The following is a 23,230-nucleotide window of genomic DNA, read 5'->3' as shown; positions in this document are numbered from 1 at the left end:
ACCTGGGTGCGCACGCTCCGCCGAGACGTGCGAACGGTCCGTGAACACCAAGCCTGGCGGAGGACCCGCCATCGCGGACCAGGAAGGAGCATTCCTTCCCGGATGCTGGGAATCCTGCGCGATCGTCCGTCCGGATGATCACGGCGGCGAACCGCAGCCGCCCGGCGCTGCGGATTCCTAGACTTGAGCGCTCCCCCGAACTCCGCCCCGCACGTGTCGTGACGAAGGAGTGCGCCGTGTCCCAGGTAGCGAAGCAGGACCTCTCCGCCCGCGGGACGCCGCGCCGACTGCGCGATGCCGAGCTGCGGCTGATCGGGATGCCGATCGGCGGCATCGGCTGCGGTCAGCTCTACCTGGGCGGCGACGGACGGTTGTGGCTCTGGGACGTCGACAACCGGACCGCGCCGGCCGCCATCCACGACCTGCACTTCACCCGCCCGCAGGCCCCGAGCTCGCCGTTCGAGCACGGGTTCGCGGTGCGCATCGGTGAGCAGCCCGCGAGGTGGCTGGACGCGCGCGGTTTTCCCGACGTGGCGTTCACCGGACGCCCACCGCTGGCCGAGGTCGACTACCCGGACTCGGAGGTGCGGATCCGGCTGCGCGCCTGCTCGCCGTTCATCCCCACCGAGATCGACGACAGCTCCTATCCCGCGGTGTTCCTGGACTACGCGATCACGAACACCTCGAAGTCCACAGTGGAGGTGGAGATCGGCGGGTTCCTGGAGAACCCGGTGTGCCTCGGCAGCCGGCACACCCGGCCGTTGCGGCTCAGCGCTGAGGAGTTCACCACCGGCACCGCGGCAGGTGTGCAGTTCGGGGCCGCCGAAGGCAGCGTCGAGAACCGCATGCGCCCGGATCTGCTGCTGGAGGACTGGGAGAAACCCGACTACGCCGGCTGGTCGGTGACCGGTGACGCCTTCGGTGCCGGACCGATCCGCACCCTCGACCGCCCGGGTTACCAGGGCGAGGCGGGCGCGTTCGGGATGCGCATGGTCGACTCGCACGCGAGCGCTCCGGGAACCGACGCCGGTGCCCGCGACAGCGCCACCGGCAGGCTGCGCAGCGCGCCGTTCCGCATCGAGCGCAACTACCTGCGGTTCCGCGTGAGCGGCGGCAGCTATCCGGGCACCTGTTGCCTGAACGTCCTGGTCGATGGCCAGATCGTCGGTTCGGTGACCGGTTCGGTCAGCGACCGGCTGGCCGACCGGGTGCTGTTCCTGGGGCCGTGGCAGGGCCGCGAGGCCGTCGTCGAGATCGTCGACGAGGAGACCGGCCCGTGGGGCCACATCGGTGTCGACCAGCTCGTGCTCACCGACCACGCGCCTCAGCAGCCGCTGTCCGAGCTACCCGACAACGGCAGTGCTGCGCTGGCGATCCTCGGCGCGGACCAGGTCCGCACCTGCCCTGCCGCGGTGTCCTGGAACGCCCCGGAAGACGTGCTGGATCCTGCCCCCGGGCCTCCGGAAGTGGACGGGATCTCCCAGCGCACCGCGGGCACGGTGAGCGCGACCGTGACGCTGCCGCCAGGCGAGGAGCGGACCGTCCGCTTCGCGCTGGCGTGGTTCTTCCCCGTGCCCGACCGGGAAGGACTCGCCTTCCTGGAGCACAGCCGCGAACTGCTCCGGCACTACGCGAGCCGCTTCGACAACGCGAAAGCGGTCATCGCGCACCTCGCCGGAGCGCACGAACACCTGCTGGAGCGCACTGCGAGCTGGGTCCGCACCTGGTACGAGGATTCGACGCTGCCGCACTGGCTGCTCGAGCGGGTCGCCGCCAACACCACGATCCTGTCCACCTCGACCTGCTACCGGTTCGCCGACGGCCGCTTCTACGGCTGGGAAGGCGCCTACTGCTGCGCGGGCACGTGCACGCACGTCTGGCACTACGCCCACGCGCTCGCGCGCCTGTTCCCCGTCGTGGAGCGCGACACCCGGGAGCGGGTGGACCTGGGCATCGGCTTCCACGCCACGACCGGGCAGCTGAGCATGCGCGGCGAGGCCGACCGGACGCCGGCGGTGGACGGGCAGGCCGGAACGATCCTGCGGATCTACCGCGAGCACCAGATGTCGGCGGACCCCGGCTGGCTGTCGCGGGTCTGGCCGCGCACCAAGCGCGCCGTCGAGTACCTGATCGGCTCGGACGCGGAGCCGGACGGGGTGCTCGACGGGGCCCAGCCCAACACGCAGGACGCCACCTGGTTCGGCCGCAACAGCTGGCTGTCCGGCCTGTACCTGGCCGCGCTCCGGGCGGCCGCGGCGATGGCGTCGGAGGTGGGCGACGACGGGTTCGCGCAGCGCTGCCACGAGCTGGCCGACCGCGGTGCCGAGATCATCGTGCGCGATCTGTTCAACGGCGAGTACTTCGTCCACGAGCTCGACCCGGCGCACCCGGGTTCGGTCAACACCAACCGCGGCTGCTTCGCCGACCAGCTGCTCGGCCAGAGCTGGGCGGCGCAGCTCGGCCTGCCGCGCGTCCTGCCGGAGGCCGAGACGCGTTCCGCTCTGCGCAGCATCTGGCGGCACAACTTCGTGCCGCGCCCGATGGAGTACCGGGAGCGAAGCCCGATCGCGGGCGGTCGCATCTTCTACGACGATGACGTACCGGCCCTGATCATGTGCACCTGGCCGAAGGGCGGCGGTGACGAGGCGGGCGAGAACTGGTCGACCAGCTACTTCAACGAGGCCTGGCACGGCATCGAGTACCAGGTCGCCGCGCACCTGATCGCCGAAGGGATGCTCGACGAAGGTCTCGCGATAGCCCGCTCCGTGCACGACCGCTACGCCCCGCTGCGCCGGAATCCGTACAACGAGATCGAGTGCAGCGACCACTACGCGCGTTCCATGGCGAGCTTCGGCGTGTACACGAGCCTGCTGGGCTTCGAGCACCACGGCCCGCGCGGACGCCTGGGCTTCGCGCCCAAGATCACGCCGGAGAACTTCGCCGCGGCCTTCACAACGGCTGAGGGCTGGGGCCTGTACCGCCAGCAGCGCACGGACTCCGAGCGGAGCAGCACCGTCGAACTCCGCCACGGCCGCCTGAACCTGACCACGCTCGCGCTCGACGCGATCAGTGCTGAACCACGCGCCTGGCTCGACGGGGAGGAAGTCCCGGTGAGCGCGGACCCCGAGCGCCCGCTGCTCACCTTCCCCGACGGGCTCACGCTCACCGCAGGTCAAGAACTACGGGTCCAGCTCTGAACCACCGTCCGCAGAACAATTCCGATTGCGCTGCGCGGCATGATCGGTCGTATGGAGATCGACTACCGGTGGCGCGGTCCTGCCTCCGATTACGAGCTGGTGGCGTTGACGCTGTCGCACGGCGGAAATCCGGAACCCGGTTGGTGGGACCGGGTGCGGCCGCACAGCCTGGGCTGGGTGACCGGCCGGGTCGACGACGGGGCGCTGATCGGGTTCGCCAACGTGGCGTGGGACGGCGGCGATCACGCCTTCCTGCTCGATCCGAAGGTCGCCCCGGCGCACCAGCGCGGTGGGATCGGGACCGAGCTGGTACGCCGTGCCGCGGTGGGTGCCGCCGACGCCGGGTGCACCTGGTTGCACGTGGACTTCGAGCCGCACCTGCGCGGTTTCTACTTCGGGTCCTGCGGTTTCCGCCCGACCGATGCCGGGCTCATCGCGCTGAGCTGAGCTCGCCCGCGGCCAGGAACCCGGTGATCAGCGCGGTCAGCTGCGCCGGGTTGTCCTCCTGGACCAGGTGACCGCACTCGCCGATCCAGGCCACTTCGGCGTGCGGGATGCGCGCGGCCAGCTCCTTCGCGCGGGCCGGTGGCAGCCACTGGTCCTGATCGCCCCACGCGATGAGCACCGGGCAGTCGAGTTCGGCGTAGCGGTCCTCGACCTCGCGGGTGTAGCGCTCGTCGGCCTGGCCGATCTGGCGGTAGAAGGCCGCTTGCCCCACCGGCCCGAGCCACGGCGCGACCAGGTGGTCCAGCACGTCGTCGCGGAGTTCCCGGTGGGCAGCGGTGGTGATGTAGCGGCGGACCAGCGCTTCGTGCAGCAGTGGCGGCAGTGCTGTGAAGGCCTCGGAGTTGTCGTGGGCCAGCCGGAAGAACTCCGATCCCCACGGCCGCACGCTCACCGCGTCGACCAGCGCCAAGCGCCCGTAGCGGGCCCCGCTGAGCAGTGCTGTCCGCAGCGCCACAGCGCCACCGAAGTCGTGAGCGATCACAGCCGGTTCCACCAGCCCCCAGTGTTGCAGGAGCTCCGCGAACACCTCCTGCTGAGCGGCCAGCGAGACGTCCTGGCCATCGTGCATCTCCGACTGCCCGTATCCCGGCATGTCCCAGACGAACACCTGGTACCGGCTGCTCAGCGCTGCGGCGATGTCCCGCCAGACGTAGGAGGAGAACGGTGTGCCGTGCATGAGCACCACCGGATCACCCTGGCCGAAGCTCGCCCAGCGAACCGTCCCGCGCACCGACTCGAATCGCTCCGGAAGTTCCCACCCCATCGCACACCTCCGTTACCGTCTACCTTCCTATGCCAGTAACGTTACCTCCTCTGTCAACAAGCCGGTAACCTGAACGAATGGCATACGACCGCCCACCCGCACCGGACGAGCTGCGACCGGTGGAGGCGTTCGGCAACTCCGCGCGATTCCTGCAGGACGAGGACGCCCTGCGCGATCTGACGGACGCCCGGCAGTGGCTGCGCGACCACGACCGCCAGGACGCCGCCGACGAGCTGGACGAGTCCGCGCGACTGGAGCTGGTCCGGGCCCGCGAAGCGATCCGCGAACACCTGGCCGGAACCGGCTCCGCGCAGCTCAACGACTACGCGCGCCGACTGCTCGGAGCACCGAGGTGGCAGAGCGGCCGGATCGTGGTCCCGGTCGGCGGGGAGAGCGCGGTGGAGCGGATGATCGGCGATCTCGTGGTCGCGCTGGTGGTGGCGGACCTGAGCGGGAAACCCGGGCGCCTCAAGGTCTGCCAGGCCGAGGACTGCCGCTGGCTCTACTACGACCGCTCCCCCGGCAACAACAGCATCTGGTGCAGCATGGACATCTGCGGAGCCCGCCACAAGATGCGCACCTACCGCGCCCGCCGCAAGGAAACCTGAAGCCGGGGGCCGCGCTGAGACCGGAGCAGAGGCACCTCCGGGGTTTTCCGGGGGTGCCTCCGCGGGCGGTCAGACGACTGCTTCTTCGGCGTCTTCCGGGGTGGTTTCGTCCCGGGCCGGGAGGTCGGCGAAGGCTGCCGGGGGTTCCTGCCAGTACGTCGCCGCGGCACCCCGCTGGATCGCCTGCCAGACCTTCTCCGGTGTCGTCGGCATGTCGATGTGGCGGACTCCGAGGTGCTTGACCGCGTCGACCACCGCGTTCTGCACCGCTGGTGTCGAGCCGACCGTTGCCGATTCGCCGATTCCCTTGGCTCCCAACGGGTTCAGCGGGCTCGGGGTTTCGGTGTTGGTCACCTCGAAGGAGGGCAGGTCCGCCGCCGACGGGATCGTGTAGTCGGCGAGGGTGCCGGTCTCCGGGTTGCCCTCCGCGTCGAAGGTCACCTGCTCCCACAGCGCCTGGGCGATGCCCTGCGCCGCGCCGCCGTGCTGCTGCCCGCGCACCAGCATCGGGTTGATGATCCGGCCGCAGTCGTCCACCGCGACGTGCCGCAGCGGGCGGACGTAACCGGTCTCCACGTCCACTTCGACCACCGAAACGTGCGCGCCGAACGGGAACGTCGCGCCGCCCGGCGCGAAGTCGATGTTGGCTGCCAGGCGGTCACCGTCCTCGGCCGCCGCGCGGGCCAGCTCCGCCCAGGCGATGGTCGCGCTGGGCACACCGGCCACGCCGAGCTCGCCGCCGTCGGTCAGCTCGATGTCGTCGACGGAGGCCTCCAGCCGGGCCGCGGCCAGTTCCTTGGCCTTGCGCAGCACCAGGCCGCCGGCCTCCTGCACCGCGCTCCCGGCGATCTGCAGCGACCGCGATCCGCCGGTTCCGCCGCCTCGCGGCACCTCAGCGGTGTCGGACTGGACGAACTCGACGGATTCCAGCGGGATGCCCAGCGTGTCGGACACGATCATCGCGAAGGACGTCGCGTGCCCCTGCCCGTGCGCGGAGGTGCCCACCTTGATCCGGGCGCCGTTCTCGTGCACCTCGACCTCGGCGTACTCGCCCGCGCCGCCACCGGTGATCTCCACGTAAGCGCTGGTCCCGATGCCGAGCAGCACCTTCTCGCCGGCTTCGATGCGGCGGGCCTGCTCGGCGCGCAGGGCCTCGTAGTCGGCCAGGCGCAGGGCCTCGTCGAACGGCAGCGCGTAGTCACCGCTGTCGTAGGTGGCGCCGAGCAGCGTCTTGTACGGGAACGACTCCGGGGCGAGGAAGTTCTTGCGCCGCAGCACAACCGGGTCCAGGTCGAGTTCCGCGGCCGCGAGGTCCATCATCCGCTCCAGCATCGCGGCGGCTTCCGGCCGTCCGGCGCCGCGGAACGCGCCCACCGGCGTCGTGTTGGTCAGTGCGGCCACGCCGTCGTAGCTGATCTTCGGGATGCGGTAGACGCCCTGCGCCATCATCCGCGTCGAGCTCAGCGCGAGGGAGCCGCCGAACCCGGCGTAGGCCCCGCAGTCGCCGATCACGCGGCAGCGCAATCCGGTGATGGTGCCGTCACGTCGCAGGCCCAGCTCCGCGAACTGCACCTGCGCGCGCCCGTGCGGCATGCCCTGCATGTTCTCCGAGCGCGTCTCCACCCACCGGACCGGGCGGCCCAGGCGCAGTGCGGCCGCGATCGCGACCGCGTGCTCGGAGACCACTCCTGCCTTGCCGCCGAAACCGCCGCCGACGTGCGGGGAGATCACCCGCACCCGCTGCGGTTCCCAGCCGAAGGCCTCGGCCACGCCGTCGCGCAGCCCGTGCGGCATCTGCGTGGACACGTGCACCGTGACGTCGTAGTCCTGGTCCGGGCCACCGGGCTCCACGGCGATCGCGTTGCCCTCCAGCGGCACCACCGCCACGCGCTGGTTCTCGATGCGGGCGCGCACCACCACTTCCGCGTCCGCGAGCACATCGGCTCCGGCCGGGTCGCGGAAACCACCTGCGACGTTGGAGCCGAGTTCCGGGAACTGCTGCTCGGCCGCCGGGTGCAGCGCCTGCTCCGGGTCGGCGACGACGGTCAGCGGCTCGTAGTCGACGTCGACCAGCTCGATCGCGTCGGCCACCGCCGCGGCGCTCTCGCCCACGATGACGGCGACGGGTTCGCCGACGAACCGCACCCGGTCGGTGGCCAGCGGCGGGCGCGCGCAGAGCGGGTTGAACCCGCCGAACGCCGGTGGGATCGGGACGTCCAGGTCGGCCGCGGCGAAGGCGGCCACGACACCCGGCGCGGCGGCGGCCGCCGCGACGTCGATGCCGGTGATCAGGGCGTGCGCCATCGGCGAGCGGACGAATCCGAGGTGCAGGACGCCCGCGATGTCCAGGTTCCCCACGTAAGTGCCCCGGCCGCGGAGCAGTTCCGGATCCTCGACCCGTTGGACCTCGGTCCCCAGCAATGAACCCACCATGTGCGAAACCCTATCCGTCACGCCGACTCGAAGCAGCGAAATCCGCCGTTGGCCGGAGTGGATCAACAGCCGGTGCGCGGGAAAAATTCCCCGGTCAGCGATCCGCGAGCAACAGCGACTCCACGTCGGACAACCGGCGCGGGGGCGGCAGCTCCCAGCACGGCCGCACCCGGCTCAGCTCGCGGTGCGCCCGGACGAGACCGGCGAAGTCCCTCGGGAACGCGCGCGGATCCACCCCGAGCAGCATCCCGCGGCGCCCGGCCCGCTGCAGCAACCGCCGCCAGTCGTCGATGCCCGCCAGCCCGATGGACTCGGTGCCGTGCGAGAAGAGCATCAGGCGGATCTCCTCGAAGTCCCGGGTGTCGAGGAAGTCGCTCAGCGCGCGGTGCGAGCCCTCGGTGTTGAACGCCATCCAGAACGGCACCGATCCGGTGCGCAGGGTCCACCAGGGCTCCATCAGCAGGAAGGACTCCACCAGCAGCCGGTCGGCGGGCAGACCGCGCTCCGCGTACCAGGCGCGGTGCAGGTCGGCGACGAGCGGGCTCACCCGCTCGGGGTGGTCGAAGGGCATGCGCCGCAACGAGAACTGCTGCTGGTTCGCCACTTCGCCGAGATCGGCCAGCAGGTCCGGTTCGAAACCCCACTCGGCTTCCGGTGCCCGCTCGTCGGGTTCCGGGGGCCGCCAGCCGCTGCGGCGGGCGCCGTAGCGGCGCAGCAGGTCGGCCACCCTCGGTCCGCCCGAGTAGTACTCGTCCTCGGACGCGCCGCCCAGGGCGCCGAACTGGAACACGTGGCGCGGGCCGACCCGGGTCACCGGCCACGACAGTCCGCACTCGACCGTCACCACCGCGCCACCGGCCATCAGGTGGTCGCGCAGGAACCGGCGGTAGGCCTCCGGCAAGCGCCGCCACTTCACGCGGAAGTAGGACATCCCGGTGATCATCAGCCGGTCCTGGTTGGGATCGTGCATGTGGTGCAGCACCAGGTCCGGGTTGGCCGCCAGCAGCCGCTCGGCCGGCTCGCGCCCCGCTTCCAGCTCGCCCTGCGGGTCGTCGCGGTCCACTCCGCGCCGCCGCACCGGGATCAGCATGGTCTGCGGCAACCACGGCGCGTCCAGCGCCGCCGCCAGGTGCACCGCAGCGCCGTTGGAGGAACCGATGAACACCACCGGGTACCGGCGCTTCGGGTAGTGGTCGACGACCCAGGACGCGAGCTCGTCGGAATCGACCTCGCCCAGCCGGGTGGGTGGTAGCGCCTCGCTCACGCCGCTGGCCGCGTAGAGCTGATCCGCCCATCGTGGGGGCAGCCGGTTGACTCCCGCCAGCACGGCTCCGAGCACCGGTTCGAGCGCTCTCGGCGCCTGGCCGATCGCCGGGATGTCCTGGCCGGCGAGGAAGCGCGACAGGGCCCGGAGCATCCCCGTCGCGGAATCGAAGGAAGCGACTGCACGTCCTGGTCGCAAATGTCCCACCTCGCCTCGGTGCGGCCGAATGCAGTCCACAGAGGATCGCGACACCGCACCGGGTGCGGGTCGTGCTTCCGAGGTGCCCGTTGCCGACCGATCGAAAACCTGCCTCGCCGCCCGTTGACCGGCCATGTCCGCGACTGTAGCTTTCACATCCATCGCAGTCCCTTCACAGATGTGAAAATGCCCAGCTGCACGAAGGAGTGCCTGATGGGTGCACCCAATGCGACCAGCGACGACCCGTACCTGCTCACCGCTGACGGCATCAAGGAACCGCCCACCGGCTGGAAGTCCAGCCTCCGGTACCTGGGCCCGGGACTGATCGTCAGCGCCTCCATCGTCGGTTCCGGCGAACTGATCGCGACCACCGCGCTCGGAGCCGAGGTCGGCTTCGCCCTGCTGTGGATGGTGATCCTGTCCACCGCCGTCAAGGTGGCCGTGCAGGCCGAGCTCGCCCGCTGGACCATCATCACCGGCAAGCCCGCCCTGACCGGTTTCAACGAGGTCCCGCCGAAGATCGGCCGGATAGGCTGGATCAACCTGCTGTGGATGCTGATGGCGCTGTCCAAGCTGCTGCAGGTCGGCGGGATCGTCGGCGGCACGGCGGTCGCGCTGAGCATGCTGATCCCGGTCGGCGGTGATCCGCTCGGCTTCACCTCGCTGGCGGTGTGGACGCTCATCGTCGTGGCGGGCAGCATCGCGCTGCTGTACTCCAACAGCTACAACCTGATCGAGCGTGGCGCTTTCGCGCTGGTCGCGGTCTTCTCGGTGGCCACCGTGGTGATCGCCCTGGGCCTGCCGTTCACGCCGTTCGGCTACGGCGGCGGCGATCTCCTCTCCGGCCTGACGTTCACCATCCCGGTCGGCGCGATCGGCGCGGCGGTGGCGATGTTCGGCATCACCGGCGTCGGCGCCGACGAGATCACCTTCTACACCTACTGGTGCGTGGAGAAGGGCTACGCCCGCTGGGTCGGGCCGGACGACGGCAGCGAGGAGTGGCAGCGGCGCGCCCGCGGCTGGATCCGCGTGATGTACAAGGACGTCTTCCTGTCCTGGTTGATCTACACGTTCAGCACGCTGGCGTTCTTCGTGATGGGCGCGGCGGTGCTCAACCCGCAGGGCCTGGTGCTCGAGGGCAACGAGATGATCACCACGCTGTCCCAGATGTACACCGACGTGATCGGCGAGTGGGCGGCGATCGGGTTCCTCGTCGGCGCGATCGCGGTGCTGGGATCGACGCTGTGGGCGTCGATCCCGAGCTGGTCCCGGATGTACGTCAACGTGCTGGCGACGCTGGGCGTGCTGGACTGGTCGGACGCGCGGTCGCGCGGCAGGTGGATCCGCGGCTTCACGGTCGCGCTGCCGATCGTGTGGGGCGCGACCTACCTGTTCATCAACTCACCGGTGGTCATGGTGCAGATCGGCGGCATCATGACCGGCATCTTCCTGCCCGCCGTGGTGGTGGCGACCTGGTACCTGCGCAACACGCAGGTGGATCGGCGCCTGCGCGGTTCGCGGGCGTTCAACACCCTGCTGGTGGTCAGCAGCATCGCGATCAGCCTGCTGGGCGTCTACAGCCTGCTGAGCGTCTTCGGCTTCTCCCTCGACTGAGCTCAGCGGGGAGCCATCCGGATCGCGCCGTCGAGCCGGATGGTTTCCCCGTTGAGGTAGGGGTTCTCCAGGATGTTGCAGGCCAGCGCGCCGAATTCGGCCGGGTCGCCGAGTCGCTTCGGGTTGGGCACCGAGTCCTCCAGGGACTTGCGGACGTCCTCGCGCAGGCGGCCCAGCAGCGGGGTGTCCATGATGCCCGGTGCGATGGTGCATACCCGGATCGCCTTGCTCGCCAAATCCCGCGCCGCGCAGAGCGTCATGCCGACGATGGCCGATTTCGACGCGGTGTAGGCGATTTGGCCGATCTGCCCCTCGAACGCGGCGACCGAGGCGGTCAGCACGATCGCCCCGCGCTCGTCGTCCACGGCGTCGTGCTTGGCCATCCGCGCCGCACCGAGGCGCAGCGCGTTGTAGGAACCGATCAGGTTCAGCTGGATGACGTCCTCGAACGGTTCGAGCGCACCGGGCTCGCCGTCCTTCTCCACCAGGCGGATGCGGGCACCGCGCCCGGCGCAGTGCACCAGCGCGCGCAGCGGTCCAGCCTCGTCGGCCGCGTCCAGCGCGGCGGCGAACTGCTGCTCGTCGGTGATGTCGGCGGCCGCGAAACGCGCGCCGAGCTCGGCGGCGACCTCCGCGCCCGGGGAGGCGGGCAGGTCGATGATGGTGACGGTGGCTCCCGCCCCGGCCAGCTTCCGCGCGGTCGCCAGTCCCAGACCGGACGCGCCGCCGGTCACCGCCGCCGAAATGCCTTCCAGACGCATGCGCTGATCCTCTCCACACCGGTGTGCTCGGCCCATTCAAGGCAGCTCGCGCGCAGGGGGTCAAAGTCCGGTTCGCGAACGGAGCCGAAGGCCCGGCCTATATCCGGTGGACGACCGGGCGAGAATCGGACCGTGAGCACTTGGAACATCGAGCCCACCGCAGTGGACCAGCCGGACGTCCTCGGCCTGCTCCGCGAGTACACCGACGAGATGGCCAGCCGGTACTACGGCCGCCCGGCGACCGACGCCGAGGTGGACGAGGCGATCGCCGAAGATCCCAACGCCGGGCTGCACCCGCCCACCGGTGTCTTCCTCGTGGTCCGCGAGCAGGCCGAACTCGCGGGCTGCGCGGGCATCCGCGAGCTCGAACCCGGGATCGCCGAGCTGAAGCGGATGTACATCAGGCCGCAGGTGCGCGGGCGCGGGGCGGCCGCCCGGCTGCTCGCCGAGGTGGAGCAGCACGCGCAGCGGCTGGGATACCGCGCGATCCGCCTGGACACCCGCAGCGACCTCGTGGAAGCCCGCCGCCTCTACGCCAAGCACGGCTACCAGGAGATCCCGGCCTTCAACAACGGCCCGTACGCCGAGCACTGGTTCGAGAAGGCGCTGGGATGAACCAGCACCGGTCGTCGGCCACCGACCGCGAGCTGGTCCGCCTCCGGAAGCTCCTGGCGGAACCGCCGGTGCTCCGGACCGACCGGCTCGACCTGGAGCCGCTGCGCGCCGACCACGCCGAGGAGATGTCGGCGGTGCTGGCTTCCCCGGAGCTATACGAGTTCATCGGCGGCGTCCCGCTGACGGCGGCGGAGCTGCGCACCCGTTACGAGCGGATGCTGGCCGGTTCGCCGGATCCCGAGGTGTCGTGGTGCAACTGGGTCATCCGGCTGCGCGCCGAGAACCGGCTCGTCGGCACGGTGCAGGCGACGATCGGCCCCGGGTATCCCGGCCCCGCGGCCGAGATCGCCTGGATGGTGGGCACCGGGTGGCAGCGCCGCGGCATCGCGAAGGAAGCCGTGCTCGCCCTGGTCGACTGGCTCCGCCGACTACCGGTGCACGGCGTCCTCGCCCACGTCCACCCGCAACACCGTGCCTCGGCCGCGGTCGCCGAGGCCGCCGGTCTGAAGCCGACCGCCGACGTCCACGACGGCGAAGTCGTGTGGCGATTGCCCTTCAGGGACTGACTTTCCGGTCGGATGACGCCGTTGCTCGATCCGGCCGTGCGGCGGCTGCCAGGCAGACGGCGAACACGACCGGAGCCGCTGTCTGGTAGCCGATCCACACCTCGCCGCCCGCGCTGCTTCCCAGCCATGCCAGCAGCAGGGCCACCAGCGTCGCCAGCACCCAGCAGCTGTCGTAGGCGATCATGAGGCGCAGGTAGGTGCGGCGCGTGCGGCTGCGCAGGTATCCGAGCTCCATCGCGCCGCAGATCAGCAGGGCCGCACCGGAGGCGATCATCAGCCAGCAGGGCACTCCGAGCAGCTCACCCAGCGGTGCGGCACCGATCGCGCAGGCGGCGGCGAACGCGAGTTTGAACGCGCCGTCGGCGACGATTCCGGCCACCTGCGACTTCCCCGCCGACGCCGCGGTCTGCGCCTGTTCCACGAGCACCCCTCCAGTCGTAATCTTATTACGACTATAATCCGATTATGCGAAAGACGAGAGCGCAGGCCAAGGAGGACAACCGCCGCGCCCTGCTGGACGCCGCGTTCGAGGTGGTGGCCCGGGAGGGCTACCGGGCCAAGCTCGAAGACATCGCCGCGCGGGCCGAGTTGACCACCGGCGCCATCTACTCGCTGTTCGGCAGCAAGAACGGTCTGGTGGTCGCGCTGGTCACCGACCGCCTGCAACCGCACTACGCGGAGATCGAGCAGGCGGTGCCCGCCGAGCTGGACCTGATCGCCGCGGTCGGCGCTTTCGCCCGGCACCAGCGGCGCAGCTGCGACGCACCCGATGCGCTGTCCGTGCAGTCGCTCCAGATCACCTTGCTGGACATGGCCCTGCACGATCCGGTTCTGGGCGCACAGCTGGCCGAGACCGTCCAAGCGCAGGAGAACCACCTGGTCGAGCTGTTCACCGGACGGGCCCACAACGGGAGCACCGTGACCCGGCACCAAGCCGAGCGCCTGACGACGGCGCTGAGGGCGTTGTTCGTCGGACTGACCCAAGGCGTCAACCTGGGACTCGCACCCGGCGCCGACGAGCAGTACTTCGCGGATGCGGCGTGCGCCCTGGTCACCGACGCACGCCTCACCGACGATCAGACCTGAGCCGGTACCGCTCCCCCGTCGACGAGTTCGTCCAGCCAGCGCAGGGCCGCCGGGACCGGGTCGGACGACCGCAGCACGTGGTGGAGGTAGGTGTTGGCCACCAGCAGCTTCCGGTAGCCCAGTCCGGTGCGGGCTTCGTGGTCGGCCTGCTCGAACAGCAGTGCCGCCATCGTCGTCTGCGCCGCCAGGTCGGTGAATTCGCCGCACAGCGCCTGCGCGTGATCGTCGTCCGCGGCGAGCAACGATTCCCCGAGCGCGCGCACCTTGTCCACTTCGGACTTCAGATGTTCAGCGCCGGCAGCCACATCCGGGTCGGTGATGCTCTCCAGGCGCTGCTGCGCGGTGTCGGCGAGCAGCTCGTGGGCGCGGTCCTTGCGGATGCAGCGCAGGACGTCGAGTGCGATCACGTTGCTGGAGCCCTCCCAGATCGAGCCCAGGTGCGCGTCGCGCAGGAGCCTGGGGTTGATCCAGTCCTCGATGTAGCCGTTTCCGCCACGGATCTCCATCGCCTCGCCGGTCACCACGCGCGCCAGCTTGCACAGGTGGTACTTGCCCAGCGGCGTCAGGACGCGGATCAGGCTGCGCGCACCGGCGTTCCCGGCGTCGGCCTGGTCGAGCGTGGCGGCGGCTTCCAGCACGAATCCGAGGCCCGCTTCGGCGTGCAGCAGCATCGGCAGCAGGGTCTTGCGCATCAGCGGCTGGTCGAAGAGCGGTTTGCCGAAGGCCACCCGACCGCGGGTGTGCGCGACCGACTCGGTGAGCGCCCGTCGCATCAGCGCCACCGCGCGCATGGCGTTGGACAGCCGTGAGACGTTGACCATCTCGGCCATCTGCAGGAAACCGCGGGAGAGATCGCCGACGGGCAGCGCGTAGCAGTCCTCCAGCGTCACCTCGCCGCTTGCCATCGAGCGGCTGCCGAGCTTGTCCTTGAGCCGGTCGATCCGGTAGGTGTTGCGGCTTCCGTCCGGGCGCAGCCGCGGCACCATGAACATCCCGAGCCCCTTGGTGCCCTCGGGGCCGCCCGGAACCCGCGCGAGGGTGAGGATCACGTCGGCGGAAACGTTGGAGGCGAACCACTTCTGGCCGCGCAGCGTCCAGTGCTCACCGGCCGGGGTCGCCTCGGTGGCGGTGCGGCCGACGTCGCTGCCGCCCTGCTTCTCGGTCATGAACATCGCGCCCGTCAGCAGCGAGTCGAAGTGCGGCGAGCTCAACCCGTCGATCTCGCGCTCGAACAGCGACCGGTCGCCGAACCTGCGCAGCACCCGCGCGGCCGAGTCGGTCATCGAAACCGGGCAGAAGAGCCCGAACTCGGCCTGCACGAACACGTAGGACAGGCCGTACTTGACCACGTGCGGCACCTCGGTGGGCCAGTCGTGCACGCCCGCCCGGTGCGACATCGCGGCGAACCCGAACCGCTCGAACGCCAGCCGCGACATCTCGGCGTAGGCCGGGTGGTAGACCACTTCGTCCACCCGTTCGCCCGCCGCGTCGTACTGCCGCAGCCGCGGCGGGTTGGCCTCCGCGACCGCGGCCAGCTCGTCGAGCCGCCCCGCCGCCACCGCGCCGACGTCGCTCAGCACCGGCTCCACCCGGTCCATCGAGCCGACGTGCCGGGTCAGCAGGGGTCGCAGCGCTGGGTCGAGATCGGCGAAGTTCATGCCCAGCACGTTTCCACCGCCCCGGCCGAGCTGTCCAATACCGAATCGACCGCGCGCTGAGACTTCTGCCGACTCAATCCCTTCCGCGATCCGGAACGGGCGGCGCCAGCTGGCACCGCGGCCTACCGTGAAGTGGCAACCTCGGCGAGCAGGTGGGGCGACATGGTGGAAGCGCAGCGCGAGCTGGTGCTGATCCGGCACGCGAAATCGGCCTGGCCGGACGACGCCGACGACTTCGACCGCCCGCTGGCCGAGCGCGGCCGCCGCGACGCACCGGCCCTCGGCCGCTGGCTGCGCAAGCACGCGGCGGCGGTCGAGCTGGTGCTGTGCTCACCGGCCACGCGCGCCCGCCAGACCTGGGAACTGGCCTCCCGGGAGATCCCGGCCGAGCCGGTGGTCAAGCACGACGACCGGATCTACGTGGCCTCGGCCCGCGAGCTCCTGCTGGTCGTCCACGAGATCCCGAAAACGGTGCTGACCGCCGCCGTCATCGGCCACAACCCCGGCCTGGAGGACCTGGTCAGCCTGCTCACCGGAGAACCCGCAGTGCTCAAGACCGCAGCGATCGCGGTCCTCAGCACCTCCAGCCCGTGGTCGGACATCGGCGAGAACTGCGCCACCGCAGTCGAATTCGCCAAACCGCGCGGCTGAGCCCGGGGTCCCACCGCCGGCGGTCACCCGGGCTCGCACCGCGTCAGGCCGGCTGGACGCCGGGGCGGCCGTTCTCGACGACGTAGGTCGCCCGGGTGGAGATCGGTGCTCCCCGGCGTTCGATGTACGGGACCACCCGGTAGTCGCTGCGCCAGAGCTCCGGGGTCAGGGTGCAGCGGACGTAGCCGCGCTGGGCGTTGAAGAACTTCATGTGCGGGTTGGCCGCGAGCATCGTGCGGCCCTCGTCGGTCATGTCGGCGCCGTCGCCGCCGCTGCTGATCGAGGTCCCGACGAACTCGCTGGCCACCGTGGGCGAGTCCGGGTCCTCGAAGTCGCGCTTGAGGTCCCAGGCGTAGTTCTGGTGCCGGTCACCGGTGATCACCACCAGGTTGCGGACGCCGCGGTGGGCCGCACCTGCCAGCACCGCGTTGCGCTCGGCCACGTAGCCGTCCCACGGGTCCATGAACAGCTTCTTCGCCGGGCCCGCGTCGAGGTCGGTCTCGCCCATCGGCGCCTGGTTGCCGAGGATCTGCCACTTCGAGCGGTTCCAGTAGAAGCCGTCCAGCAGCCACTCCCGCTGCTGCTCGCCGAGGATGGTGCGGCGCGGGTCCAGCCGCTCGGCGCAGTCGTACTTCGAGCCGTCGCCGCAGGGCTGGTCGTCGCGGTACTGGCGGGTGTCGATCATGGTGAGGTCGGCCAGGTCGCCGAACTTCAGCCTGCGGTGCAGCCGCACGTTCGGGCCGTCGGGCATCGCGGTGCGCCGCAGCGGCAGGTTCTCGTACATCGCCTGGAACGCCGCGGCCCGCCGCCGCAGGAACACCGCGGTGTCGTCGTCGTCCTGGGAGATCTCCCCGGCCCAGTTGTTGTCCACCTCGTGGTCGTCCATCGTGGTGATCCACGGGAACGCCGCGTGCGCGGACTGCAGGTGCGGGTCGGTCTTGAACAGCGAGTACTGCAGGCGGTAGCGGTCGAGGCTCGCGGTCTCCGACTTGAACTCCGAGCCCAGCGCCACGCCCCGCTTGTTGTCGGTCTGGTCGTACTCGTAGAGGTAGTCGCCGAGGTGCACGACGAAGTCGAGGTCCTCGCCCGCCATGTGCTCGTAGGCGGTGAAGAAGCCGTCCTTCCAGTGCTGGCAGGAGGCGAAGGCGAACGACAGCGAGGCCAGCGCGGCGGCGTCGGCGGGCGCGGTCCTGGTGCGGCCCACCGGGCTCAGCTCACCGGCGGCGCGGAAGCGGTAGAAGTAGTCGCGGCCCGGCTGCAGGCCGGAGATCTCGGCGTGCACGGAGTGCCCGAGCTCCGGGGTCGCGGTGGCCGACCCGCGCCGCACCACGTCGCGGAACGACTCGTCGGTGGCCACTTCGTACTGCACCTGCACGGGTTTCGCGGGCATGCCGCCGGATCCGTCCGCGGCCAGCGGTTCCGGTGCCAGCCGGGTCCAGAGCACCACGCCGTCGGGCAGCGGATCACCGGAGGCCACGCCCAGCGAGAACGGGTAACCGCCGCGAAGCCGCACGTCGGCCGCCGCGCTGCTCCACGCACCCGTGCCCAGCAGGACCGCGGCCGCGCCCGCACCTCCGATGCCCAGCACCTTGCGGCGATTCAGCTTCCCGGACATGCACTGCTCCTTCCGATCGGACAACGGGCCGATTCTGCAGATCACGTGCGTCCGGAAGATCGCGTTCACCCGTCGCGGAGATGAACGCCGGGCGAGCCCGCGGCCGGAGTTGACCGCGAGCCCGCCCGAACCGCCGTCACGGCAGGCTGATCGCCACCACGTCGCGGCCGAACCCGGCGACCTGGTCGGCCAGCCGCCGCGCCCACGGGTGCTCGTCGGCGCTCAGCCCGCCGAGGTCGACCTTGAAGCGCACCAGCTCCGGCCCGCGCACCACCTCGGCCGAGGCACCGCGTTCGCCGATCAGCCGCTGCACCTGATCGGCGACGGCCGGACGCACCGAGAGGATCAACCGGCCCGGCGTTGCAGCGGTGGGTACCGCACGGACCGCCGCAGCGGCCTGGGGCGCGTTCGCCGGTCGTGGCCCGGTCATGGCGTTGCGCAGCAGCTTGGCCGTGCCGTTGGTGAAAGCCCGGTAGTTCGGGTCGAAGCCGAAGAGCACCACCCGGCCGCTGCCTGCGGCTTCGTCCACGACCGCGGTCTTGCCGTGCAGCTGCTCGGCGCCCTCGGCGAACCCGGAGACGTACCAGTCCGGATCGCCCTCGGCGGGGAACGCCGCCACCGACGACTCCTCCGGGGCCGACCACACCGCCTCGTACTCGTACATCGCCCACGCCGTCGGTCCCACGCCTTCGGCCAGCGGGCTGTCCTGGTCGACCTGCATCCGGATCAGCGCGCCGGGGATGTCCGAGGTCGGCTCGGCGTAGGTCGCCGAGGTGAGGCCCAGGCGCACTGCCAGCCGCGAGGCGTCGCGCAGCGCGATCAGCGTTCCGCCGCCGCGGACCCACTCGGTCAGCGCGGCCCGGCCCTGCTCGCCGAGCGCGTCGAAGGCCTCCTGGTCCGAACCGTTCGGGACCACCAGCACGTCGTGACCGGCGAGCGCACCGGCCGCGATCTGCTCGGCGGTGAGGTCGCCGAAGTCCATCCGCTGATCGTCCAGCCACCAGCGCAGCCAGCCCGCCGACTCGGTCGCCGCGCTGCCACCCGGCAGCTGCCAGACCGCCGTGCGCGGAGCGTCGACGACCGGTCGCGCCACCGGCTCAGGCTGCTCCGGCAACGGCATCGCACGCGGCCGCAGGTCGGCACCCGAACGACCACCGCTGATGTTCTCCACCAGCGGGCCGCTCCAGGCCGTCACGTCGTAGAAGTAGGGGAACGGGACGTAGCTGTTCTCGTTGAGCATGGCCTGCACCCAGTGCTTCTGGCCCTGCGCCATCGGGATCCACAGCGTCCCGGCGGGCAGCGTCGCCGGCTGCTCCGCGCGCCCGTACTCGGTGTAGTCCGGGACCTCCAGCGGCGTGGTCAGCCGGTAGACGTCGACGTCCATCCGCTGGAGACGTCGCGCGAGGCGCTGCACCTCGGCGGACTTCGCCGGGTCGTCGGTGCGCAGGAAGTAGTGCTTTACCGCGATGTCGGGCACCGGATTGGTGATCTCGCCGTCGTTCCAGTAGAGCTGGTTCGGCTCCAGCTCACCGGCCGCGCCCTGCCGCTGCGCCTCCACGTGCTCACCGCGCCACTCGGCCAGCAGCTGCCGGTCCTGCGCCCCGGCGGCCATGAGCGTCGCCCAGATCGCGGTGTACTGCTCGCCGACCCGCTCCGGAACCGGGTCTCCGGAGTTCTTCTCGAAGGTCATCCCGGCCGCGTTGAAGCCGGTCAGCGGCACGGTGTCGCCGTAGCCGAGGTACATCAGGTCGTAGGACTCGCCGTTGAAGTACGGGATGCCGAAGCGGCCGAACGCCTGCTGCATCGCCGGGCCGTACACGTTGTAGACCCAGTTCAGCGGGGTTTCGCCGATGTCGTGGTAGACCGGGTCGGCGTTGGGCGGGAAGAAGTAGTCCGGGCTGCCCATCTCGTGGGCGTCGATGAACATCTGCGGCGGCAGCTCGCGCAGCTTCTCCAGCTTGCCCTCGGTCTCGGGCTGGGTGCGGGCGAACCAGTCGCGGTTCATGTCGAAGCCGTAGGCGTTGCGGCGGGTGTCGGCCTCCCGCCCGTCCGGGTTCTGCGTCGGCAGCACCACCACGACCGCGTTGTCGAGGATGCTCTGCGCTGTGCAGTCGGTGCGGGCCGTCAGCTCGTAGAGCACGCGCAGCGCCGCGTCCGTGCCGCTCTCCTCGTCGCCGTGCACGTTCCCGGCGACCCACAGCACGGCTGGGGTGTCGCGGATGATCCGCTGCGCGACCGGTTCCGGCGTGTTCGGGTCGCGCAACCTGTTGAGCTGCCTGCCGATGTTCTCCAGCGCGCCGGGCCGCACCCACTTCTCCTGGCCGACCACGGCGTAGCGCAGCGGGCGTCCCTGCACCGAGGTGGCCAGCTCGCCGTCGACGACGTTGGGGCTCGCGTCGGCGAGCGCCCGCAGGTAGGTGTCGGACTCCTCGGTGGTGACCTCGCGCTCGCCGAGGTCGGTGCCCAGGACCTCGCGCGCCGTCGGCACCGAATCGTCGACCACCGGCGGCGTGAACGGATCGCAGGACGGCGCCGCGGCCGCCTGCGGCACCGCGAGCAGCGGCAAGGACACGACCAGCGCGGCTGCGCCGGTCGCCCACTTCGAGCGGCCGGATCCCCGGAACGTGAACATCGCCATGTGACCGTCCATCGCTAGGGTGCGGAATCGACGAGCGAGTCGATCACGCCGTCAATCCGGTCGCAAGCTCCGGAAGGACCCGAACGGGACAACGGAAACTGTTGCTCACCCCGATGAGGCGAAGATCGACCGCGCTCCGGCGTCCGGCCCGTGACATAGGGTCGCGGCAAGCGGCAGAGGAGGATCGATGTCCGAAACCACCGGTGGCGAACCGTTCTTCACCCCGGACGGCGACCAGCTCGTCCCGGCTCCGCACGCGAACAGCCCTTGGGCGCCGGACATGATGCACGGGCGGTTGTTCGGCGGGCTGCTCGCACGCGCCCTGGAACAAGAGCACGGCGACCCGGGCCTGCACTTCAGCCGGTTGACCGTGGACCTGTTCCGCAACGCCAAGCTCGCCCCGGTGCGGGTGGAGACGCAGCGCGTCCGCGACGGCCGCCGCATCCGGGTCGCCGACGCGACGGTGTTCGCCGGGGACGCACCGGTCGCGCGGGCGAGCGCCGTCATGCTGCGCCGCGGCGAGCAGCCCGCGGGCACCATCCCCGCCACGTCCGCTTGGGACGCTCCGGCACCGGGCGAGATCGGCCCGCCCCGCCCGGATCCCAACGGCTGGATCCCGCCGTTCGACGTGTGGATCCTCGACACCGACGGCAAGCCCACCGCGGACTGGCGGGCCAGCGGACCGCGCCGCGCGTGGGTGCGGGACCGGTGCGACCTGGTGGCGGGAGAGGCGATGTCGCCGCTCGTGCGCGTCGCGCTGGCGGGCGATTTCGCCAGTCCGCTGGTGAACTTCGACCAGGACGGAACGCTGGAGTTCATCAACGCCGACTACACGCTCACCCTCGGCCGGCTGCCGCGCGGCGAGGTCATCGGCGTCGAGGCGACCGGGCAGCTCAGCGCGGACGGCATCGCCGCGGGCAGCTGCACGTTCCACGACACCGAAGGTCCGATCGGCTTCAGCGCGCTGACCGCGGTGGCCAACCCCGCGAGCAAGTGACCGGATCGTTCCGGCCTGCGCCGTGATCGTGCCTTCCCGGTCGCGGTGCGGCCGGGAAGACTCCGGTCCGTGAACAAAGCACTTCTCGTCGTCGACGTCCAGGAATCGTTCCGGCAGCGACCGCTGTGGCAGGCCATCTCCAACCCCGACATCGTCACCAAGGTCAACCGCCTGGTCGACCTCGCCCGCGCCGAGGGAGACCTGGTGGTCTGGGCGCTGCACAGCGAACCCGGCAGCGGTGGCGTGTTCGACCCGGTCAACGGTCACAACCGGCTCCAGGAGGGGCTCGTGCCCGCCGACGGCGAGCCGCTGCTGACCAAGACCTCGCACAACGCCTTCACCACCACGAACCTGCACCAGCTGCTGACGCAGCGCGGGGTCCGCGAGCTCGCCGTGGCCGGCATCCGCACCGAGCAGTGCTGCGAGACCACCACTCGGGTGGCCTCCGACCTCGGCTACGACGTCACGTTCGTGACCGATGCGACGGCGACCAACCCGATCGCGCACCGCGACGCCCCGGCCGACCAGACGGTGGCCGAGCTGCTGGCCGACCCGCGGACGCTGCACAGCGCGGAGATCATCGCTCGCACCGAGTACGCGCTGTCCGGCCGCTTCGCCACCATTCGCACCGTCGCGGAGCTCACCGGCACATCGGACTGACCGGATCGTGCCCGCCCGGCGCCCGGGCGGGCACCTCTCCGCCACCTCGGTCATCGTGGTCTCGCGTAAGCTGAACCTCCCGCGCGACCGACAGGGGGCCGAGGTGGCGGAGACAGCGGTGACCGAGGTGCTGGCCGAGCTGGCCGCGCTCGAGGATCCGAAGGTGCGTGCGGTCAACGAGAAGCACGGTGACGATCACGGCGTGAACCTCGGCAAGCTGCGCGCGATCGCGAAGCAGCTCAAGACGCAGCAGGAGCTCGCTCGCGAGCTGTGGGCGACGGGCGACTCCGCGGCACGGCTGCTGGCGACGCTGATCTGCCGCCCGAAGGCCTTCGAGCGCGATGAGCTGGACGCCATGCTCCGCGAGGCGCGCACCCCGAAGGTGCAAGACTGGCTGGTCAACTACGTGGTGAAGAAGAGCCCGCACGCCGAGGAGCTGCGCCTGGCCTGGTTCGCCGATCCGGACCCGGTAGTCGCCGCCGCCGGCTGGGCGCTGACCACCGAACGCGTGGCCAAGAAACCGGCGGGCCTCGACCTGGCAGGGCTGCTCGACATCATCGAGGCGGAGATGAAGGACGCCGCGCCGCGCCTGCAGTGGGCGATGAACAGCTGCCTGGCCCAGATCGGGATCGACCACGCCGAGCACCGCGCCCGCGCGCTCGACATCGGCGAGCGCCTGGAGGTGCTCAAGGACTACCCGACCCCGCCGAACTGCACATCCCCGTACGCGCCGATCTGGATCAACGAGATGGTTCGCCGCCGGGGCTAGGACCGCAACGCGGCCTCGATGCGGGCTGCGGCGGCGACGACTTGGCTTCCGAAGCACTGGCCGGGGCTGGGTTGCAACCGTTGCGTCGGAGCCGAGAGGCACACCGCCGCCACGGTGTCGCCGTGCAGGCGGACCGGTGCGCTGACCGATCCGACGCCCGGCGCGCGGTCCTCGACGCTCTCGACCCATCCGCGCCCGTCCGGGTTCTGCTCGCCGAGCAGGACCTGCGCCGCCGAGCCGCGAGGAAGCGGCAGCAGGCTGCCCACCGGCTGGCTGGCGCGCAGCTCCTCGGCCGATTCGATGCTCACCACGCAGAGCCGGCGGTCGGCGCGGCGCACCCACAGCTGCGCGGATTCCCCCGTCTCCGCGCACAGTTCCGCCAGCACCGGCTGCGCCGTTTCGGCCAGCGCGGAGGTCGCGAAGCGCGGCCCGAGGTGGAAGCAGCCCGCCGCGTCCCGGCGCAGCAGGCCGTGCGCGACGAGCGCGGTGGCCAGGCGGTGCGCGGTGGACACCGTCAGCCCGAGGGCCCTGGCCAGGTCGCTGGTGCCCATCGGGTTGCTCTCGACGCAGTCCAGGATCGCGACCGAGCGGTCCAGCACCCCGACACCGGTGGCGAACGGTTCGGCCATC

At 70.9% G+C, this 23,230-nt stretch carries 20 protein-coding genes; 11 read left to right on the top strand and 9 right to left on the bottom strand.

Annotated features, from left to right (window positions below):
- Positions 1-236 precede the first annotated feature (236 nt).
- Positions 237-3,197 carry a GH116 family glycosyl hydrolase gene (locus ATL45_RS26810; protein ID WP_170210358.1) on the top strand — a complete coding sequence of 987 codons (2,961 nt, stop codon included), beginning with the start codon at positions 237-239 and terminating at the stop codon, positions 3,195-3,197.
- 39 nt (positions 3,198-3,236) lie between these two features.
- Complete coding sequence (locus ATL45_RS26805) at positions 3,237-3,644, top strand: GNAT family N-acetyltransferase (protein WP_246025560.1); 408 nt, start codon at positions 3,237-3,239, stop codon at positions 3,642-3,644.
- On the opposite strand, the gene ATL45_RS26800 is transcribed toward ATL45_RS26805, so the two are convergent.
- A complete protein-coding gene (locus tag ATL45_RS26800; protein ID WP_093149455.1) occupies positions 3,628-4,467 on the bottom strand; it encodes an alpha/beta fold hydrolase in 840 nt (279 codons plus the stop codon). The genes ATL45_RS26805 and ATL45_RS26800 overlap by 17 nt on opposite strands.
- A gap of 77 nt (positions 4,468-4,544) precedes the next feature.
- On the opposite strand from ATL45_RS26800, the gene ATL45_RS26795 reads away from it, so the two are divergent.
- Positions 4,545-5,075 carry a CGNR zinc finger domain-containing protein gene (locus ATL45_RS26795; RefSeq protein WP_093149461.1) on the top strand — a complete coding sequence of 177 codons (531 nt, stop codon included), beginning with the start codon at positions 4,545-4,547 and terminating at the stop codon, positions 5,073-5,075.
- A 69-nt stretch (positions 5,076-5,144) separates the two neighbouring features.
- Here ATL45_RS26795 and ATL45_RS26790 read toward each other — a convergent pair whose 3' ends face one another.
- On the bottom strand, positions 5,145-7,508 hold the full coding sequence (locus tag ATL45_RS26790) for a xanthine dehydrogenase family protein molybdopterin-binding subunit (RefSeq protein ID WP_093149466.1): 2,364 nt from the start codon (positions 7,506-7,508) through the stop codon (positions 5,145-5,147).
- A 94-nt stretch (positions 7,509-7,602) separates the two neighbouring features.
- Positions 7,603-8,925: a hypothetical protein gene (locus tag ATL45_RS26785; protein WP_246025559.1), complete on the bottom strand. Its 1,323-nt coding sequence runs from the start codon at positions 8,923-8,925 to the stop codon at positions 7,603-7,605.
- A gap of 258 nt (positions 8,926-9,183) precedes the next feature.
- Between ATL45_RS26785 and ATL45_RS26780 the strand changes: the two genes are divergently transcribed.
- The gene (locus ATL45_RS26780) at positions 9,184-10,584 is read left to right on the top strand and encodes an Nramp family divalent metal transporter (RefSeq protein ID WP_093149474.1); all 1,401 of its coding nucleotides are present in this window, start codon (positions 9,184-9,186) and stop codon (positions 10,582-10,584) included.
- Between the two features lie 2 nt (positions 10,585-10,586).
- Here ATL45_RS26780 and ATL45_RS26775 read toward each other — a convergent pair whose 3' ends face one another.
- Positions 10,587-11,345, bottom strand: coding sequence for an SDR family NAD(P)-dependent oxidoreductase (locus tag ATL45_RS26775; RefSeq protein WP_093149477.1), 759 nt, complete (start codon positions 11,343-11,345; stop codon positions 10,587-10,589).
- A 132-nt stretch (positions 11,346-11,477) separates the two neighbouring features.
- Here ATL45_RS26775 and ATL45_RS26770 point away from each other — a divergent pair, with 132 nt between their 5' ends.
- On the top strand, positions 11,478-11,960 hold the full coding sequence (locus tag ATL45_RS26770) for a GNAT family N-acetyltransferase (protein WP_246025558.1): 483 nt from the start codon (positions 11,478-11,480) through the stop codon (positions 11,958-11,960).
- Complete coding sequence (locus tag ATL45_RS26765) at positions 11,957-12,526, top strand: GNAT family N-acetyltransferase (protein WP_093149480.1); 570 nt, start codon at positions 11,957-11,959, stop codon at positions 12,524-12,526. Before ATL45_RS26770 ends, ATL45_RS26765 begins: the two co-directional genes overlap by 4 nt.
- Here ATL45_RS26765 and ATL45_RS26760 read toward each other — a convergent pair.
- Positions 12,516-12,947 (bottom strand): hypothetical protein, encoded by a 432-nt coding sequence (locus ATL45_RS26760; protein WP_093149815.1) that lies wholly within the window; start codon positions 12,945-12,947, stop codon positions 12,516-12,518. The genes ATL45_RS26765 and ATL45_RS26760 overlap by 11 nt on opposite strands.
- A gap of 44 nt (positions 12,948-12,991) precedes the next feature.
- Here ATL45_RS26760 and ATL45_RS26755 point away from each other — a divergent pair, with 44 nt between their 5' ends.
- Complete coding sequence (locus ATL45_RS26755; protein WP_093149485.1) at positions 12,992-13,612, top strand: TetR/AcrR family transcriptional regulator; 621 nt, start codon at positions 12,992-12,994, stop codon at positions 13,610-13,612.
- Here ATL45_RS26755 and ATL45_RS26750 read toward each other — a convergent pair.
- On the bottom strand, positions 13,603-15,270 hold the full coding sequence (locus tag ATL45_RS26750; RefSeq protein ID WP_093149488.1) for an acyl-CoA dehydrogenase family protein: 1,668 nt from the start codon (positions 15,268-15,270) through the stop codon (positions 13,603-13,605). The two genes, ATL45_RS26755 and ATL45_RS26750, sit on opposite strands and share 10 nt — an antisense overlap.
- A gap of 162 nt (positions 15,271-15,432) precedes the next feature.
- On the opposite strand from ATL45_RS26750, the gene ATL45_RS26745 reads away from it, so the two are divergent.
- Positions 15,433-15,921 carry a SixA phosphatase family protein gene (locus tag ATL45_RS26745; protein WP_093149491.1) on the top strand — a complete coding sequence of 163 codons (489 nt, stop codon included), beginning with the start codon at positions 15,433-15,435 and terminating at the stop codon, positions 15,919-15,921.
- Positions 15,922-15,964: 43 nt separating this feature from the next.
- On the opposite strand, the gene ATL45_RS26740 is transcribed toward ATL45_RS26745, so the two are convergent.
- Both ATL45_RS26740 and ATL45_RS26735 read right to left on the bottom strand, forming a co-directional pair.
- On the bottom strand, positions 15,965-17,536 hold the full coding sequence (locus ATL45_RS26740; protein ID WP_093149494.1) for an alkaline phosphatase D family protein: 1,572 nt from the start codon (positions 17,534-17,536) through the stop codon (positions 15,965-15,967).
- 136 nt (positions 17,537-17,672) lie between these two features.
- Positions 17,673-20,174, bottom strand: a complete 2,502-nt coding sequence (locus tag ATL45_RS26735; RefSeq protein ID WP_170210357.1) for a M14 family zinc carboxypeptidase — start codon at positions 20,172-20,174, stop codon at positions 17,673-17,675.
- 187 nt (positions 20,175-20,361) lie between these two features.
- Between ATL45_RS26735 and ATL45_RS26730 the strand changes: the two genes are divergently transcribed.
- The 3 genes from ATL45_RS26730 (at position 20,362) to ATL45_RS26720 (ending at position 22,600) form a co-directional block, all read left to right on the top strand.
- Positions 20,362-21,171 carry a thioesterase family protein gene (locus ATL45_RS26730; RefSeq protein WP_093149500.1) on the top strand — a complete coding sequence of 270 codons (810 nt, stop codon included), beginning with the start codon at positions 20,362-20,364 and terminating at the stop codon, positions 21,169-21,171.
- Between the two features lie 69 nt (positions 21,172-21,240).
- Positions 21,241-21,831, top strand: a complete 591-nt coding sequence (locus ATL45_RS26725; protein WP_093149504.1) for a cysteine hydrolase family protein — start codon at positions 21,241-21,243, stop codon at positions 21,829-21,831.
- Positions 21,832-21,934: 103 nt separating this feature from the next.
- A complete protein-coding gene (locus ATL45_RS26720; protein ID WP_093149819.1) occupies positions 21,935-22,600 on the top strand; it encodes a DNA alkylation repair protein in 666 nt (221 codons plus the stop codon).
- Here the strand turns inward: ATL45_RS26720 and ATL45_RS26715 are convergent.
- Positions 22,597-23,229 (bottom strand): IclR family transcriptional regulator, encoded by a 633-nt coding sequence (locus ATL45_RS26715; RefSeq protein WP_093149509.1) that lies wholly within the window; start codon positions 23,227-23,229, stop codon positions 22,597-22,599. The two genes, ATL45_RS26720 and ATL45_RS26715, sit on opposite strands and share 4 nt — an antisense overlap.
- Between the last annotated feature and the right edge of the window lies 1 nt (position 23,230).

The sequence above is a fragment of the Saccharopolyspora antimicrobica genome (assembly GCF_003635025.1).
Classification (GTDB): Bacteria; Actinomycetota; Actinomycetes; order Mycobacteriales; family Pseudonocardiaceae; genus Saccharopolyspora; species Saccharopolyspora antimicrobica.
This window is presented reverse-complemented; position numbering and strand designations above follow the sequence as displayed.

What these genes read in the sequence shown, in the direction of transcription:
- ATL45_RS26805 (WP_246025560.1), top strand. Translation starts at nt 3,237, where the DNA reads ATGATCGGTCGTATGGAGATCGACTACCGGTGGCGCGGTCCTGCCTCC.
- ATL45_RS26800 (WP_093149455.1), bottom strand. Translation starts at nt 4,467, where the DNA reads ATGGGGTGGGAACTTCCGGAGCGATTCGAGTCGGTGCGCGGGACGGTT.
- ATL45_RS26795 (WP_093149461.1), top strand. Translation starts at nt 4,545, where the DNA reads ATGGCATACGACCGCCCACCCGCACCGGACGAGCTGCGACCGGTGGAG.
- ATL45_RS26790 (WP_093149466.1), bottom strand. Translation starts at nt 7,508, where the DNA reads ATGGTGGGTTCATTGCTGGGGACCGAGGTCCAACGGGTCGAGGATCCG.
- ATL45_RS26785 (WP_246025559.1), bottom strand. Translation starts at nt 8,925, where the DNA reads ATGCTCCGGGCCCTGTCGCGCTTCCTCGCCGGCCAGGACATCCCGGCG.
- ATL45_RS26780 (WP_093149474.1), top strand. Translation starts at nt 9,184, where the DNA reads ATGGGTGCACCCAATGCGACCAGCGACGACCCGTACCTGCTCACCGCT.
- ATL45_RS26775 (WP_093149477.1), bottom strand. Translation starts at nt 11,345, where the DNA reads ATGCGTCTGGAAGGCATTTCGGCGGCGGTGACCGGCGGCGCGTCCGGT.
- ATL45_RS26765 (WP_093149480.1), top strand. Translation starts at nt 11,957, where the DNA reads ATGAACCAGCACCGGTCGTCGGCCACCGACCGCGAGCTGGTCCGCCTC.
- ATL45_RS26755 (WP_093149485.1), top strand. Translation starts at nt 12,992, where the DNA reads ATGCGAAAGACGAGAGCGCAGGCCAAGGAGGACAACCGCCGCGCCCTG.
- ATL45_RS26750 (WP_093149488.1), bottom strand. Translation starts at nt 15,270, where the DNA reads ATGAACTTCGCCGATCTCGACCCAGCGCTGCGACCCCTGCTGACCCGG.
- ATL45_RS26745 (WP_093149491.1), top strand. Translation starts at nt 15,433, where the DNA reads ATGGTGGAAGCGCAGCGCGAGCTGGTGCTGATCCGGCACGCGAAATCG.
- ATL45_RS26740 (WP_093149494.1), bottom strand. Translation starts at nt 17,536, where the DNA reads ATGTCCGGGAAGCTGAATCGCCGCAAGGTGCTGGGCATCGGAGGTGCG.
- ATL45_RS26735 (WP_170210357.1), bottom strand. Translation starts at nt 20,174, where the DNA reads ATGGCGATGTTCACGTTCCGGGGATCCGGCCGCTCGAAGTGGGCGACC.
- ATL45_RS26730 (WP_093149500.1), top strand. Translation starts at nt 20,362, where the DNA reads ATGTCCGAAACCACCGGTGGCGAACCGTTCTTCACCCCGGACGGCGAC.
- ATL45_RS26715 (WP_093149509.1), bottom strand. Translation starts at nt 23,229, where the DNA reads ATGGCCGAACCGTTCGCCACCGGTGTCGGGGTGCTGGACCGCTCGGTC.